This is a genomic window from Streptomyces akebiae, assembly GCF_019599145.1.
Lineage (GTDB): Bacteria > Actinomycetota > Actinomycetes > Streptomycetales > Streptomycetaceae > Streptomyces > Streptomyces akebiae.
The window spans coordinates 2,178,253-2,191,731 of sequence record NZ_CP080647.1 but is presented as its reverse complement, the minus strand read 5'-3'; the positions used below and the strand labels follow the sequence as shown (position 1 = coordinate 2,191,731).

Annotated in this window: 16 protein-coding genes; 12 read left to right on the top strand and 4 right to left on the bottom strand. The window is 72.4% G+C overall.

The genetic code is table 11. The features are described 5' to 3' along the window. Window positions 1-110 precede the first annotated feature (110 nt). From K1J60_RS09635 to K1J60_RS09620, 4 genes are all read left to right on the top strand, one after another. On the top strand, window positions 111-815 hold the full coding sequence (locus tag K1J60_RS09635; protein ID WP_220645841.1) for a hypothetical protein: 705 nt from the start codon (window positions 111-113) through the stop codon (window positions 813-815). A 170-nt stretch (window positions 816-985) separates the two neighbouring features. After that, on the top strand, window positions 986-1,723 hold the full coding sequence (locus tag K1J60_RS09630) for a DUF1775 domain-containing protein (protein ID WP_220645840.1): 738 nt from the start codon (window positions 986-988) through the stop codon (window positions 1,721-1,723). A 111-nt stretch (window positions 1,724-1,834) separates the two neighbouring features. Then, window positions 1,835-2,260 (top strand): DUF6003 family protein, encoded by a 426-nt coding sequence (locus K1J60_RS09625; RefSeq protein ID WP_220645839.1) that lies wholly within the window; start codon window positions 1,835-1,837, stop codon window positions 2,258-2,260. Window positions 2,261-2,269: 9 nt separating this feature from the next. After that, window positions 2,270-3,235, top strand: a complete 966-nt coding sequence (locus tag K1J60_RS09620; RefSeq protein WP_220645838.1) for a YihY/virulence factor BrkB family protein — start codon at window positions 2,270-2,272, stop codon at window positions 3,233-3,235. A 113-nt stretch (window positions 3,236-3,348) separates the two neighbouring features. On the opposite strand, the gene K1J60_RS09615 is transcribed toward K1J60_RS09620, so the two are convergent. Continuing rightward, window positions 3,349-3,714: a hypothetical protein gene (locus K1J60_RS09615; RefSeq protein ID WP_220645837.1), complete on the bottom strand. Its 366-nt coding sequence runs from the start codon at window positions 3,712-3,714 to the stop codon at window positions 3,349-3,351. 220 nt (window positions 3,715-3,934) lie between these two features. Between K1J60_RS09615 and K1J60_RS09610 the strand changes: the two genes are divergently transcribed. Further along, entirely contained in the window at window positions 3,935-4,396 is a 462-nt protein-coding gene (locus tag K1J60_RS09610) for an ATP-binding protein (protein ID WP_220645836.1), read from the top strand. 64 nt (window positions 4,397-4,460) lie between these two features. On the opposite strand, the gene K1J60_RS09605 is transcribed toward K1J60_RS09610, so the two are convergent. Both K1J60_RS09605 and K1J60_RS09600 read right to left on the bottom strand, forming a co-directional pair. After that, window positions 4,461-4,682, bottom strand: a complete 222-nt coding sequence (locus K1J60_RS09605) for a DUF6480 family protein (protein ID WP_220645835.1) — start codon at window positions 4,680-4,682, stop codon at window positions 4,461-4,463. Window positions 4,683-4,708: 26 nt separating this feature from the next. Beyond that, window positions 4,709-5,131: a CBS domain-containing protein gene (locus K1J60_RS09600; protein ID WP_220645834.1), complete on the bottom strand. Its 423-nt coding sequence runs from the start codon at window positions 5,129-5,131 to the stop codon at window positions 4,709-4,711. Window positions 5,132-5,536: 405 nt separating this feature from the next. Between K1J60_RS09600 and K1J60_RS09595 the strand changes: the two genes are divergently transcribed. Next, window positions 5,537-6,217: a HemK2/MTQ2 family protein methyltransferase gene (locus K1J60_RS09595; RefSeq protein ID WP_259407647.1), complete on the top strand. Its 681-nt coding sequence runs from the start codon at window positions 5,537-5,539 to the stop codon at window positions 6,215-6,217. A 195-nt stretch (window positions 6,218-6,412) separates the two neighbouring features. Here K1J60_RS09595 and K1J60_RS09590 read toward each other — a convergent pair whose 3' ends face one another. Continuing rightward, complete coding sequence (locus tag K1J60_RS09590) at window positions 6,413-7,096, bottom strand: type III effector protein (RefSeq protein ID WP_220645833.1); 684 nt, start codon at window positions 7,094-7,096, stop codon at window positions 6,413-6,415. Between the two features lie 131 nt (window positions 7,097-7,227). Between K1J60_RS09590 and K1J60_RS09585 the strand changes: the two genes are divergently transcribed. From K1J60_RS09585 to K1J60_RS09560, 6 genes are all read left to right on the top strand, one after another. Next, entirely contained in the window at window positions 7,228-7,662 is a 435-nt protein-coding gene (locus K1J60_RS09585; protein WP_033529956.1) for an Hsp20/alpha crystallin family protein, read from the top strand. 184 nt (window positions 7,663-7,846) lie between these two features. After that, window positions 7,847-8,296 carry a DUF2267 domain-containing protein gene (locus K1J60_RS09580; protein WP_220645832.1) on the top strand — a complete coding sequence of 150 codons (450 nt, stop codon included), beginning with the start codon at window positions 7,847-7,849 and terminating at the stop codon, window positions 8,294-8,296. Window positions 8,297-8,546: 250 nt separating this feature from the next. Next, complete coding sequence (locus K1J60_RS09575; protein ID WP_220645831.1) at window positions 8,547-9,104, top strand: GNAT family N-acetyltransferase; 558 nt, start codon at window positions 8,547-8,549, stop codon at window positions 9,102-9,104. Between the two features lie 219 nt (window positions 9,105-9,323). Continuing rightward, entirely contained in the window at window positions 9,324-10,862 is a 1,539-nt protein-coding gene (locus K1J60_RS09570; protein ID WP_220645830.1) for a type III PLP-dependent enzyme domain-containing protein, read from the top strand. Further along, window positions 10,859-12,178 (top strand): pyridoxal-phosphate dependent enzyme, encoded by a 1,320-nt coding sequence (locus K1J60_RS09565; RefSeq protein ID WP_220645829.1) that lies wholly within the window; start codon window positions 10,859-10,861, stop codon window positions 12,176-12,178. Before K1J60_RS09570 ends, K1J60_RS09565 begins: the two co-directional genes overlap by 4 nt. After that, window positions 12,171-13,463: an aminotransferase class V-fold PLP-dependent enzyme gene (locus K1J60_RS09560; protein WP_259407646.1), complete on the top strand. Its 1,293-nt coding sequence runs from the start codon at window positions 12,171-12,173 to the stop codon at window positions 13,461-13,463. The genes K1J60_RS09565 and K1J60_RS09560 overlap by 8 nt, the downstream gene beginning before the upstream one ends. Window positions 13,464-13,479: the final 16 nt, after the last annotated feature.

The window sequence follows — 13,479 nt, the reverse complement described above, 5'->3', positions numbered from 1 at the left end:
GCCGGCAGCCGGTGTGGTGTGTGTCACCGCGGCTGGATTGAGTGGGAGGCCAGGGGCGTTCACGTACCCTCTCGTGACGCATGGGACCAGGACTGCGAGGATGTGGCCCGATGACCGCTTGGGGGTGTTCCCGCACGCTCAGGGCCGCCGTGTTCGCGGCTGTCTGCGTGCTGTTCACCTCCCTCGGGCACGTCATGATGTCGGGGAGCGCGGTGCCCTGGTGGGCCATGGTCGCGGGTGCGGTGGTGACCGGCGGCCCGGCCTGGTGGTCGGGTGCCCGGGAGCGCGGAACGCTCCTGGTCGGCTCCGCCACGGTCGCGGCCCAGGCCCTCCTCCACGTGATGTTCTCGCTCGCCCAGACGGCGGTTCAGCACTCCCGGAGCGCCACGGGCCGGGCGACGGAGCCGATCGCCCACGCCACGGCTGCCGCGCCCGGCATGGCGCCGATGGATCACGCGACGGGAGCCCCGCTCTCCTCGCCGCCGACGGAACACGTGGGCGTGGAGGCCGTACACGGGTTGGGCCACGCCATGGGCGGCCTGCCCTCGACGGGCATGCTCGCCGCCCATCTGCTGGGCGCGCTGCTGTGCGGCCTCTGGCTCGCCCACGGTGAGCGTGCCGCCTTCCGCATCCTGCGGGCGCTCGCCGCATGGCTGACCGCGCCGCTCCGCCTGCCGCTCCGGCCGTCGGTGCCGCCGTACCGTCCGCCGGTCCGCGCCCGCCACCCCCGTACGGACCGCCTGGCGCGCCGCTACCTCCTCACCTACGCGAGCACCTCCCGGGGGCCACCGGTCGGGACCGCTGTCGCCGTCTGACGACAGCCGGTTGTCCGGGGCCGTCCCCGGAGACGACGCGCAGTCGGCTCCACGCCCCGGGCGAGCGCCGCATCCCCGAGCCCGACGGTCGGCCCCTGGCTGATCCGCGTGCGCCGGGGCTGCCTCGTGTCCCACCACAGCCTTCAGCCCACCCACTCAAGGGAGTCCCCGTGCCTCGCTCCACCCTGCTGCGTACCCTGCGTCGATCCGGCGCGCTCGCCGCGGTCGCCCTCGCGTCCGTCGTCGCCGTCGCGGGGCCCGCCGCGGCCCATGCGGATGTCGAGGCCGAGGGTGCCCGCGCCCTCGACCAGAACGTCGAACTGACCTTCTCCGCCGCGTCGGAGTCCACCACGGCCGGCATCACCAAGCTGGAGGTGATCCTCCCCGAGGGCCTCGTCCCGGCCGACATCACCTACGAGAAGGGCCCGGACGGCTGGAAGTTCGCCCCCACCAGCCGGGGCTACACCGTCTCGGGCGAGAAGCGCGCGGTGGGGGAGGACGTCGAATACGTCGTCACCGTACGGCAGCTGCCCGACGCCGAGTCGCTGGTCTTCAAGACCCTGCAGTCCTACAGCGACGGCAAGGTGGACCGCTGGATCGAACTGGAGGAGTCCGAGGAGGACGGCCACCACGGCCACCCCGCTCCCCGCCTGGACCTGAAGGCCGCCGCGCCCGGCGCGAAGCCCGCCAGCCCGACACCCTCCGAGGAGCCCACGACGGCCGCCCCCGAGACGGAGGCCACGCCGGAGTCGGACGCGCGGACGCCGTCGGCTCAGCCCGCGGCGGACAGCACGGACGGCGACGACGGTCTCTCCCCGGCCGTGCCGCTGGGCATCGGCGCGGCCGTCCTCGTCGCGGTCGGGGGCGGAGTGTGGTGGCTGCGGAGCCGGCGCGGCGGAACCGCCTGACGCCGGGAGCCGAGGCGGGCCCGGCTCCGGGGTGGGCCGGGCCGCCGGACGGTGAATCGCCCGTGAGGGGGTATGCGGTGTCGGTCAGCAGCCGTGGGGAAAGGATCGAGGATGACCGACGACGCCTATCTGTTCCTGCTCGACGACGAGTCCGTGCCGCTCGGCGTGGCCCCCGCCGCCGTCGAGGATCTCGCGTGCATGGAGACCCCCGCGGTGCGCGCGTGGCTGGACGCTCATGGGACCACGCCGACCTCCGCGCGACTGCGCCTGCTGCCGCCGGAGGAGACGGGGTCCATTCCCGAGGAGGCGGAGCGGCTGCCCGTCCCGCTGAGCGACGAGGAACTGAGCCGGGTCCGCCACCGGTTGGCGCCGGAACCGCTCGCCCTGATCGAGGAGGAGCTGCTCGCCTACCGGGACTGCGCGGACGGCCGGGACGGCCTGATCGGACGCGCCCTGGCCGCGGGCGTGCCACCGCACCGCATCGTCGAGCTGACGGGGATGGACCCCGACACGGTGACGGCCGCGGCGAGCGGCTGAGACGTCCGGATGGGGACCGTCGTCCACGTCCCGCAGACGCGGGACATGATCGGGGAGGAACTCTCCGGTGACGAGGCGCTGACCGCGCTGAGGCGCTACGGGGGCCGCCGGCTGCTCCTCGACGCGTTTGCCCGGTTCCGCTACGCGGACGGCTTCAGCCACTCCCGTTCGCTCGCGTTCCAGGTGGTTCTGGGCCTGGTGCCGTTCACCATCGCGCTGGTCGGCGTGGCGACCACCGTGCACACGGAGAGCGTGGGGCGGATCATCGAACTCACCGTGGGCCGGATCGTGCCGGGCGCCAGCGCGACTCTGGTCGAGGACGCGCTGGACGCCACCGAGCGCAGCGCCGGTTCCGGTGTCTGGAACGCCGTCGCCATGTGGCTGGGACTGGCCTTCGCCCTGCTCAACCTCGCCTCGGCGATGGGACAGGTGGAGCGGGGCGCCAACCGCATCTACGGCGTCGAACGCGACCGTCCTTTCCCGGTCAAGTACGGGCGGGCCCTGCTCCTCGCCCTCGCGGCGGGCATGCCGATGGTCCTGGGGTTCCTCGTGCTCGTCGCCGGGAACGCCGTGGGGAGCGCGGTGGTGGAGGCCCTCGGCTGGTCGCGGGAGTGGCTCGACCTGTGGGGCCCCCTCGAAGTACCGCTGGGCGTCCTGCTCGCCTGGGTCGCGTCGGCGGTGATCTTCCGCTGGGCCCCGCGCAGGGACCAACCGGGTTACACCTGGCTCGCGTTCGGCTCGGCGGTCCACCTGGTCCTGTGGGTCACGGCCACGTGGCTGCTGGCGCTCTACGTCGCGAAGAGCGGATCCTTCGGTGCCGTGTACGGACCGCTGACGGCGTTCGTCGCCCTGCTGCTGTGGGCCAACCTGACGGGGGTGGCGCTGTTCCTGGGGATCGCGTTCGCCGCCCAACTCGAAGCGGCGCGCGCCGGAATCACCGAGGCGGTGCGGCCGGATCCGGGGCCGGGACCGTGACGCCGGGCCGGGACCGTGACCCCGCGCCGGGGCCGCGACGCCGCGCCGTGACGCCGGGCCGGGCGGGGACGCCGGGCCGGGGCGAGCGTCTCATCGTTCCGCGGGGATGCGTCTCATTGTTCCGCAGGGGTGCGTGTCTCCACGCGATGGTCGTAGTACGCCCATACCGCCACGCCCACCACGAGGATGAGCCCCACGGCCACGACGCGGACGATGCCGCTGGTCGCGAAGGCGGCCAGACCGGCGGCCGCCGCGCCGCACAATATGATCATGTGACTGACGAAGCGCTGCTGTGGCTGGGGGTCCTCCCGGTCCTTCAGGTCGCGCAGGGCCTCACGGGCGGGTCGCCCGGAGCCGCGCCGGGCCCGGGCCCGGGCCCGGTACTGCAAGCCGTAACTGATCAGCAGGTACAGCGCCAGGGCACCCAGTGCCCAGAGCACCCCCACGCCGTCCCCGCTCGCCGCCCGGGACAGATACATGACACCGCTCCTCCCCTGAGGCTCCGTGAGCGCAAGCACGCCCGCGCCGTCCGGATGCCCCGAGCGTCCGCTCGCGAACTCGGCGGGAGAGGCGACTTCGGGCCATGTCGCAGATCGTCCGATCCGGACGGGGCCGGACCTCCGGCGGCCGTCGGGGTGGCATGCATGGGACCATCGCGGGTACGGGCGCGTATGCGAGGGGGGAATGAGGGCGGGACACGTGGGATCGAATGCCGACGGCGACGGCTGTAGCGGGCCGGACACCTATCTGATGCGCGCCGGATACGCCCTGGGGGGCGAGGACGGCTGCATCGCCGATGCCCGCCACCACGCCCTCGCCTTCCTCGACCGCGCCCACGCCGATCACGACCTGCCCGTCTCCGCGCGAGTACGGGACCTCACGCAACTGGTGGTCAGCGAACTGGTCACCAACGCCCGCAAGTACGCCCCCGGCCCCGTACTCCTGGAACTGCGGGTCACCGTCGACAGCGTGGACATCGTCGTGTGGGACAGCGACCCCACGGTGCCCGCGGCCCGCGCCGCCGACCCCGACCGGATCGGGCAGCACGGGCTGGAGATCGTCAAGGCCGTCACCGAGGATCTCTTCGTCGAACGGGAACCGGTGGGCAAGCGCATCACGGCACGCATCGCGCTGGCCGACCCGCCCGGCAGGGGCCGGTAGCGCGCGGGCACGGCAACGCGCGGGCAGAGCGCTGAGCCCCTGCCCGCGGCCCGTCACCGGGCGATCAGAGGACCACCGCCATACCGACGAGCCCGATCGCCATCAGCGCCACGATCACGAGGATCAGGACGAGGGTCATGGACCCCCATCCCCGGCGCGGTGCGGGCGGTTCCGGATGGGAGATCCCGTAGGTGCCCCCTTCGCCGGGGGGTGTCTCACCGGGTGGCACACCACCGTGTGCGTCGACTCCCGGCGTTCGCCGGGGGCCGGGATCAGGAGTCGTCATGGCGCACGCTCCCTTCGACGGACGCGCTACTTGTTGGGCTTCGTGGAGCTGATGTCACCGAGGGCCGACTCGGGGTCGCGCTCGATGGCCAGGTCCCCGAGGGAGACGATGCCCACCGGGTGCTGCTCCTCGTCGACGACCGGCATACGGCGGACCGAGTGCTCACGCATCAGGTCCACCGCGCGGCGGACGTCGTCGTCGGGGCCGACCGTGACGAGGTCGTCGCTGCACGCGTCCGCCACGGTCGTCCGGTTCGGGTCGCCACCCTCGGCCACCGTGCGGACCACCAGGTCGCGGTCGCTGACCAGCCCCCGCAGCCGCTCGCCCTCGGTGACCAGAACGGCGCCGATGTCCTCGTCGCGCATCATCCGGGCCACGGTCGCCACCGACGTCTGCGGCTCGACGGTCACCGGGGCGCTTGTCATCAGGTCGCTGACATGCTGAGTCATGGGAACCCATCCCTCCGTGGAGTGGGACGGCGCCTTCACCGCCGCTCGGCCTTCCGAGTACCCATAAGCGACAAAACCCCACGCGATCGCATCGGATGCCGCCCCCCGGGGAACCCGACGATCTCCACCATCCCTGAAGTGAGTGAGCGAGGCGTCACGGATGTCCCCTCCGCAGCAGCCCGAACAGCGGCGCAGCGACGAGGGCGGCGGCAAGGGCGGAGGAGTGCCGCCGGCTCAGCAGCCAGAACACCCATGGTCCGTAGGTTGTAGTGCGTGGTCGCCGTGTGGTCGCCGGATCCCTGGGCACTCGACTGGCACGCGATACGGGTGTGTCGGGTGTTCCGATCCGGCATCGGAGGGCTCGCGGCGGCGTCGCCGCGGTACCCGAGGAAGCGGAGGTGACGGATGGCGGCGCTCACGCTGATGTCGATGTCGACGCTGTTGCTCACCCCGCCGGGTGTGTACGCCCCGCAAGGGGACACCGAACTGCTCATGCGCGCCCTGCGTCGAGAGGACATCGACTCCTCGACCGACGTACTCGACCTGGGGACCGGCAGCGGCGCCGTCGCCGTGCAGGCGGCGCGTCTGGGCGCCAGGGTGACCGCCGTGGACATCTCCTGGCTCTGCGTGTTCACGGCGCGCGTCAACGCGCTGCTCGCCCGTCGGCGGGTCCGTGTCCGGCACGGTGACCTCGCCATGGCGGTCACGGGGCGCACGTACGACCTCGTGATCAGCAATCCGCCCTATGTGCCCTCACCCGCCGACCGGCCGCCGCGCGGGGGCCGGGCCCGGGCATGGGAGGGCGGCCGGGACGGCCGGGTGTTCGTGGACCGCCTCTGCGCGGCGGCACCCGCGATGCTCCGCCCGGGAGGGACCCTGCTGGTCGTCCATTCGGACCTGTGCGGCACCGACGCCACGCTGCGGGGCTTCGAGGAGCGCGGACTGCGTGCCTCGGTCGTCGACCGGGCCGAGGTGCCGTACGGTCCGGTGCTGCGCGCCCGCCGCCCCTGGCTCGTCCGACAGGGCCTGATCGGAGAGGACGACAGCCGGGAGGAACTGGTGGTCGTCCGCGCCAAGCGCCCCTGACGGCGAGGCGCGCCGGGCGCCCGGACAACACCGGCACCGGCCCGCCGTGCTGCGGACCGCCGTGCTGCGGCCCGCCGCCGCGGACCGGCGGAGCCCCGAACACCCTGCCGTCACGCGGCGTCTGCCCGTCGGCGCCGGCCCTCGCGTCAGTCGGTCCCCGCGCCCCTCATCCCCCCTGTAAGCCCGCACCGCCGGTCACGTCCTGTTCTGGCGCTGGTCGCTGCTGGCGCGGCGGAGCCGGTCGGTGTGGCGGGTGATGTCGTCGACGCGGGCCGCGATCTCGGGGTGGCCGGGCGCCAGGTACGAGTGCGTGTCCGCCAGAGGGGCGATGAGGGCGGCGGCGTCGTCGTCCGCGAGGGCGGCGGTGAGTTCGACGACGGGGGTGCGGGCGGCGGCGGGCAGGTCGGTGAGCGCGGTGATCCGACCGGCGAGACCGCGCAGGTCCGCGGCGTTGGCGCGGGCCCAGGTGGTGACGGTGCGGTCGGCGGCACGGCGGTCACGGGTGGCCTGGACGCGCTGTTCGCCGGTGGTTCCGGGACGCCCGGGGCGTACCCGCAGATAGCGGCGCTCGGCGGCCTGGCGGCTGGAGACGCCCAGGGGGTGGGCGAGGTCGGCCCAGCTGGCGCCCGCCTCCCGGGCCGCTTCGATCAGCCCCGCTTCCCACTCGGCGAGCTGATCACGCGCTTCGCGGAGCATCAGGAGCGCGGCGAGCGCCTGCTGCGAGCTGGTTGCCGCGTCGGGCTCGGGAAGCTCCGTGTCCCGGGGGGTCCGGGCGGTGTGCAGGGCCTCGTGGATCGTGTCCAGCGCCGCGGCGGCCGCGAGGAAGGACGTAGGGGTGAGACCGCCGGGGTCGGAGGCGGGCTGATGGGCGGTGGTCATGGGCCCTCCAACTCAGTGTCATCATCTCGATGACTTTCCACTTGTCATCACTTGGATGACATGTTACAACGAAGGCAGGTGAAACGCATTGGCAGGAACGTGCCTGACCCGAACACTGGAGGTGTTTGACGATGTTGATGCGCACCGATCCGTTCCGTGAGCTCGACCGCCTCACCCAGCAGCTCCTGAACACGACCGGCACCTGGTCGCGTCCGTCGGCGATGCCGATGGACGCCTACCGCGAGGGCGAGGAGTACGTGATCGCCCTCGACCTGCCCGGTGTGTCCCCGGACGCGATCGATGTCGACGTCGAGCGGAACATGCTGACCGTCAAGGCCGAGCGGCGCCCGGTCGCCAAGGCGGACGACGTGCAGATGGAGCTCTCCGAGCGGCCCCTGGGTGTCTTCTCCCGCCAGGTCGTGCTGGCCGACACCCTGGACACCGAGCACATCAAGGCGGACTACGACGCGGGTGTGCTGACCCTGCGGATCCCGATCGCCGAGCGCGCCAAGCCCCGCAAGGTCGCCATCGGTGGCGGCACCGCGCACCGGGAGATCAGCGGCTGAACCCCCCTGCCGGCCGCGCCGGGACGGAGGACGGCTCCGCGACCGTCCTCCGCCCGTCCCGTCGGCGGCCTGGGTGACCCCGCGGGCCCCCGGGCCGCCGCCTCGCTCGCGACCCCCCTCGGACGAGAAAGGCAACCGCTTCACGATGTTCTCCCTGCAAGAGCCGTGCCGGCACACCGTGGGCATGACGTTCGAGCAGATGCTGGAAAGAGTGCGCTACGAAGGCGCCTACCCCACCCGCTCACGGGCCGAGGAGGCCGTACGCGCCGTGCTGGCCGCCTTCGGTCGCCGGCTCACCGGTGACGAGCGCGTCGAACTCGCGGCCAGGCTGCCCCACGAGGCCGCTCTCTGCTTCACGGCGGAGATCCCCGACAACGAACCCGTCAGCGGCTGGGGCTTCGTCAAGGACCTGGCGTCCCGCACCGGCGCCACGGCCGCCACCACCCGCTGGGACACCGGGACCGTCCTGCGGATCGTGGCGCAACTCGCGGGCGAGGACCTCCTCGACCGCATCCTCGACCAACTTCCTCCCGGCTACGCCCTGTTGTTCGGGCGCGCCGAACTCACCCAGGCGCCCTCGGCTCCCCCTTCCCTGGTGGGCGCCGGGGCCCCGACCGGCACGACGACCCTCTGAAGCACCCCCCCCCACACCCCCCACCCCATACACCCCCTGAAACCCTCCCGGCCCGACCACGGTTCACGCCCTCGCCGACCGCGTCCCGCACCCCGCACGGCGAGGGCGGTCCACCCGGCGAGGGCGATCCACCCGAAAGAGCCGAGAACGCGATGCCCCACCCGGGCCGGTGGCGCGGAGATCGTCGCGCCACGCGCATACGGACACGCGCGGAGCCCTCGTGGCCCGCACCTCTGGAAGGCTGAGGGGCATGACGCCGACGGTGCACGGAGTTCCGGAGTTTGTGCAGTTGACCCGTCCCGGCGAGGTCACCGGTGACCTCAGACAGGAGATCGTCGACTGTTGGGGGGAAGTGGCCAACGCGGGCGGCGCGGTGCTCGCCACCGAGTTCCCGCCGCTGCCGGTCGGCGCACGGGACGTCGCCCCCGTGGTCGACGCGCTCGTCCACCACCTGCATCCGGAGCGCGGCAGACTGCTCGTCGCCACCGTCGGCGGCACGCTCGCGGGCTGGCTGATCCTGCGCCGCGAGCCGCATCCCCTGGGCGCGCACTGCGGCACGGTCAACCACGTCCAGACCCGTCCGCGCCATCGCGGCCGGGGCATCGGCGTCGCGCTGATGCATCGCGTCCGTGACATCGCGCGGGACGAGATGGGACTGGAGCGGCTGTCGCTCTCCGCCCGAGGCGGCGTCGGGCTGGAGGACTTCTACCGCAAGGTCGGCTGGGTGGAGGTCGGCCGATGGCCCGGCGCCCTGCGGATCGCGCCGGGCGACGACCGGGACGCGATCCTGATGAGCCTCGCCCTCTGAGGCACACCCGCCCGTCCCCGCCCGTACCCACCCCTCCCGGCCCCTCCCGACTCGTCGAGACCCGTCGAGACCGTCCCCTTCCAGCCGTCCGGCATCCGGAAACAGTCGGAAACGGCCCCCCTTCCGCCACGCCGGATTGAGAGGGCCCGGTGCTGGTTACGGTCGTTATGACTGTTTGCCGACACCGGTACGCACTCCTCGGCGGGAGGAACCGCTGGTATGAGCGACGACCCGTTGTACCTGGAGCCGCGGCTGGCACCGCCCACGGCGGAGCTCCTGGAGTCGGCTCCGCTCCTCCACACCCTCGTGGACGCGCTCGGCTCACCTCTCAACCTCGTCCTGCCGGACCGGATCGCCGACAATCTGCGGCAGTTCCGTTCGGTCTTCGACCGCCATCGGCTCAGCGGGCAGATCTTCTTCGCCCACAAGGCCAACCGCTCCAGCTCTCTCGTCCGGCGGCTCACCACGACGGACGCCTGTCTGGACGCCGCCTCGCTCCGTGAGCTCCAGCACGCGCTCGGGTCCGGGTTCGCCGGAGAGAGGATCATGGCGACGGGCCCCAAGGACCCGGATTTCCTCTGGCTCACCGCGCGCGCCGGGGCCGTCCTCAACGTCGACGGCCCCGAGGAACTGCAGCATGCCGCCGACCTCGTCCACACCCACCAACTGCCGCCCCTGCGCGTGCTGTTACGCCTCTCCGGCTTCGAGGGGGCCGGAACCAGACGGCTCTCGCGCCGAAGCCGTTTCGGCACCTCGGTGACATCCCTGCAGCGCCTGCTCGACATCCTCGAACGCCACCGGCGGGTCCTGGAGCCGATCGGTGTCGGCTACCACCTCGACACCACCAGCCTCGACGAGAAGGCGGCCGCGCTCGACGGATGTCTCCAGGCGATGGAGGAGTTGCGGATCCGTGGTTTCCAGCCCCGAGCCATCGACGTCGGCGGCGGCTTCGGCATCGACTACCTGGCGCACGCGGCCCAGTGGGAGCGCTACACCACCGAGCTCACCGGCGCCGTCATGGGCAGCCGCCCACCCCTGACATGGGGCGGCCACGGCTACGGCCTACGGGCCGAGAACGGCACCCTGAGGGGCGCGCTGAGCCTGTACCCCGCGCATCGCCCCGTCGCCGGTGCCGCGTACCTCGACGCGCTGCTCTCCCATCCCTCACCGAGCCTCGGGCGTCCCCTGGGCGTCCTGCTGCTGGAGAGCCTGTACGACCTCTACGTCGAGCCCGGTCGTGCCCTGGTCGACCAGTGCGGCCTCACCCTCGGCAGGGTCCTGGAGGTCCGGCCCACGGACACGGGGCCGTACCTGGTGCGCCTCGCGATGAACGCGGGGGACGTCGGCCTGGAGGACCACGGAGTGCTCCTGGACCCCCTGGTCCTGCCCCGCGACCCGGCCGCGCCCGGACCCTCGGCCGCGCCCGGCGACACCCGGGCGACCACGGCGGGCTCCGGCGACGGGACGGCAGGCGCGGTCGCCGTCCACCTCATGGGAAACCTCTGTCTGGAGGCGGATCTGATCACCCGTCGCACCGTCTTCCTGCCCCGGCTCCCGCGCCCCGGCGATCTGCTCGCGTTCGTCAACACGGCCGGCTACTGCATGGACTTCGGCGCCACCCACGCCCAACAGCAGCCCGTCGCCCGGAAAGTGGCCGTCCACCGCAGGAGCGGTCAGTGGCGGTGGTGTCTGGACGAGGAGTACTGGCCGTACGAGGAGTACTGGCCGCTCGACCGCACGGGGGGTCCGCAGGGATGAGGTACGACACCATCACCGACGCCATCGGCGACACACCGCTGGTCCGTATCGACCCGGCCGTCCACGGCCTGCGCAACATCGACCTCTACGCCAAGCTGGAGATGCTCAACCCCTTCGGTTCGCTGAAGGACCGGGCCGCGTGGAGCATGACCCGGCAGGACATCGCCGGAGCCAAGGAGCGCGGCGAGACGATCGTGGAGCTGTCCAGCGGCAACACCGCCAAGGCCCTGGCCCTCATCGCCGGCCTGCACGGGCTGCCGTTCAAGAGCGTCACCAACCGGATGCGCGTACCCGAGATCAAGGACCTGCTCCTGCTGCTCGGCGCCGAGATCGAGGAACTCCCCGGCCAGACCGAATGCCTCGACCCGACCGACACCGAGGACCCCCTGACCCTCTTCCACCAGCGGCTGAACCGCCCGGGCGGCGCCCACCTGCACACGGACCAGTACTTCAACGCCCTCAACACCGAGGCCCACGCCACCGGAACGGGCCCGGAGATCATCGCCGACCTGGACGGCCGCGCCCCCGACTGGTTCATCGCCTGCGTGGGCACCGCGGGATCGTCCACCGGCGTCGCCAGGGCGCTGCGCGCGCACGACCCGGCGGTGCGCGTGGTCGGACTGGTCGGCCGGAAGGCGGACTTCATCCCCGGCATCCGGACCGCCGACGAGGTGCAGGAGGTCGGCATCTTCGACCCGGCCACCTACGACACGCTGGAGTCGGTGAGTGCCGACGAGGCCATCGACGGCATGCTCACCCTGCTCCGCCGGTGCGGACTGCTCGCCGGCCCGACCGGCGGGGCGGCCTACTACGGTGCCGTCCGCCATCTTGCCGCCGTGGACGCCGAGTTGACGCAGCGCAGGACGGCCGTCTTCATCGTCTGCGACCGGGCGGAGAGTTACCTCGGCTACGTCCGGCAGCGCCGCCCGGACCTGCTGGGCCGTCCTCCGGCGAGGAACGGGCTCACGACCCTGACCGAGAGCGAGATCCGCGAGGCGAAGGTCATCGACGTCGAGGAGGCCCAGAAGTGGATCGTCGAGCAGCGCCCCCTCGTGATCGACCTGCGCGGCCCCTTCGCCTACGCGGCGCTCCACATCGACGGCTCGGTGAACATCGTCGACGAACTCTTCGAGGAACTCGTCCGGGGCGGACTGCCGTTCAGCAAGCGGCAGCCCGTGCTGCTCGCCTGCCCGGTCGGCGAGAAATCGGCCCGGTACGCGGCTCTGCTCACCCGGATGGGCCACCCCGACGTGCGCAGCCTGGCCGGCGGCGTCATCGCCTGGCGGGACGCGGGCGCACCCCTGGTGCGTGACTGAGATGACCGACCCCGCCTCGAACCCGACCGACCCCGCCTCGAACCCGACCGATCCCCCCTCGAACCCGACCGATCCCACCGCGAAGCCGGTCGATCCCGCCGAGGAGCTGACGGAACTGGCGGCGTGGCAACGTCCGTTGCGCGCCCAGTTCCCGATCATCGCCGCGCACCCGGACCTGGCCTACCTGGACAGCGCCGCCACCAGCCAGAAACCGCGGCCCGTCCTGGACGCCGTACAGACGTATCTGACCACCACCAACGCCAACGCGGGCCGGGGGTCCTATCCCTGGGCCAACACCACCACGGCGCTGGTGGAGAACACCCGGGTGCGGGTCAAGCAGTTCCTGGGGGACCCGGACCCGGAGCGGTCGTCGGTCCACTTCACCAGCGGGACCACCGCGGGGCTGCGCATGATCGCCCTGGACTGGCTGCCCGCCTTCCTCGCCGATGGCGACGAGATCGTCGTCCCGCACGCCGACCACCAGGCGAACCTGTCGCCGTGGCTGGAGGCCGCCGAGCTGCTGGCCCGACAGGGCGTACGCGTCCACGTCCGGCAGCTGCCCTACCAGGCCGGCTCCGGCGACTACGATCCGCAGGCGCTCGCCGCGCTCGTCGGCCCCCGCACCCGCTTCGTCGCCGCCACCCACGTCCACCACGTCTACGGCGTCGACATGAACGTGCACCGTCTCCGGCAGGTGGTCGGGCCGGAGGTGCCGATCTGTCTGGACGCCGCGCAGAGCGTCGGACACCTGCCGGTCTCGGTGGCCCAACTCGACGTCGACTTCGTGGTGTTCTCCGGTCACAAGACGATGGCCCTGCCCGGTTCCGGCGCGGTCTGGGCACGTGGCCGGCACGGACCGGTCCTCCGGCCCGGCGGCTGGAGCGGCACCCCCAACACGGTCGGTGTCGCGGGGCTGGCGGCGGCGCTGGACTGGCTGACCGCCGCCGGTACGGACCGGATCGAACGCTGGACCGTGGCGCTGACCTCCCTGCTGACCGACGGGCTGGCCCGGATGGACGCCTACGAGGTGCTCGGCTGCCGGACGAGCCTCAGGGCCGACACCGAGGTGCAGCGGCGCCGTAGCCTCGTCACCTTCCGGCACCGCGAGATCGGCTCGCAGGACCTCGGCTTCATCCTCTTCAGCCGGGGGTTCATGGTGCGCTCCGACGGTCACTGCCAGGCGGGCCGCGACGCGGAGGACGGCTCGGTGCGGGTGAGCCTGCACGTGCACAACACCCCTGAAGAGATCGAAGAACTGCTCACCACCCTCGCCAGTCTGCAATGATTTCCATTAACAGGAA

Coding starts and splice junctions, on each gene's coding strand:
- K1J60_RS09635 (WP_220645841.1), top strand. CDS start 111: ATGACCGCTTGGGGGTGTTCCCGCACGCTCAGGGCCGCCGTGTTCGCG.
- K1J60_RS09625 (WP_220645839.1), top strand. CDS start 1,835: ATGACCGACGACGCCTATCTGTTCCTGCTCGACGACGAGTCCGTGCCG.
- K1J60_RS09620 (WP_220645838.1), top strand. CDS start 2,270: ATGGGGACCGTCGTCCACGTCCCGCAGACGCGGGACATGATCGGGGAG.
- K1J60_RS09615 (WP_220645837.1), bottom strand. CDS start 3,714: ATGTATCTGTCCCGGGCGGCGAGCGGGGACGGCGTGGGGGTGCTCTGG.
- K1J60_RS09605 (WP_220645835.1), bottom strand. CDS start 4,682: ATGACGACTCCTGATCCCGGCCCCCGGCGAACGCCGGGAGTCGACGCA.
- K1J60_RS09600 (WP_220645834.1), bottom strand. CDS start 5,131: ATGACTCAGCATGTCAGCGACCTGATGACAAGCGCCCCGGTGACCGTC.
- K1J60_RS09595 (WP_259407647.1), top strand. CDS start 5,537: ATGGCGGCGCTCACGCTGATGTCGATGTCGACGCTGTTGCTCACCCCG.
- K1J60_RS09590 (WP_220645833.1), bottom strand. CDS start 7,096: ATGACCACCGCCCATCAGCCCGCCTCCGACCCCGGCGGTCTCACCCCT.
- K1J60_RS09585 (WP_033529956.1), top strand. CDS start 7,228: ATGTTGATGCGCACCGATCCGTTCCGTGAGCTCGACCGCCTCACCCAG.
- K1J60_RS09580 (WP_220645832.1), top strand. CDS start 7,847: ATGACGTTCGAGCAGATGCTGGAAAGAGTGCGCTACGAAGGCGCCTAC.
- K1J60_RS09575 (WP_220645831.1), top strand. CDS start 8,547: ATGACGCCGACGGTGCACGGAGTTCCGGAGTTTGTGCAGTTGACCCGT.
- K1J60_RS09570 (WP_220645830.1), top strand. CDS start 9,324: ATGAGCGACGACCCGTTGTACCTGGAGCCGCGGCTGGCACCGCCCACG.
- K1J60_RS09565 (WP_220645829.1), top strand. CDS start 10,859: ATGAGGTACGACACCATCACCGACGCCATCGGCGACACACCGCTGGTC.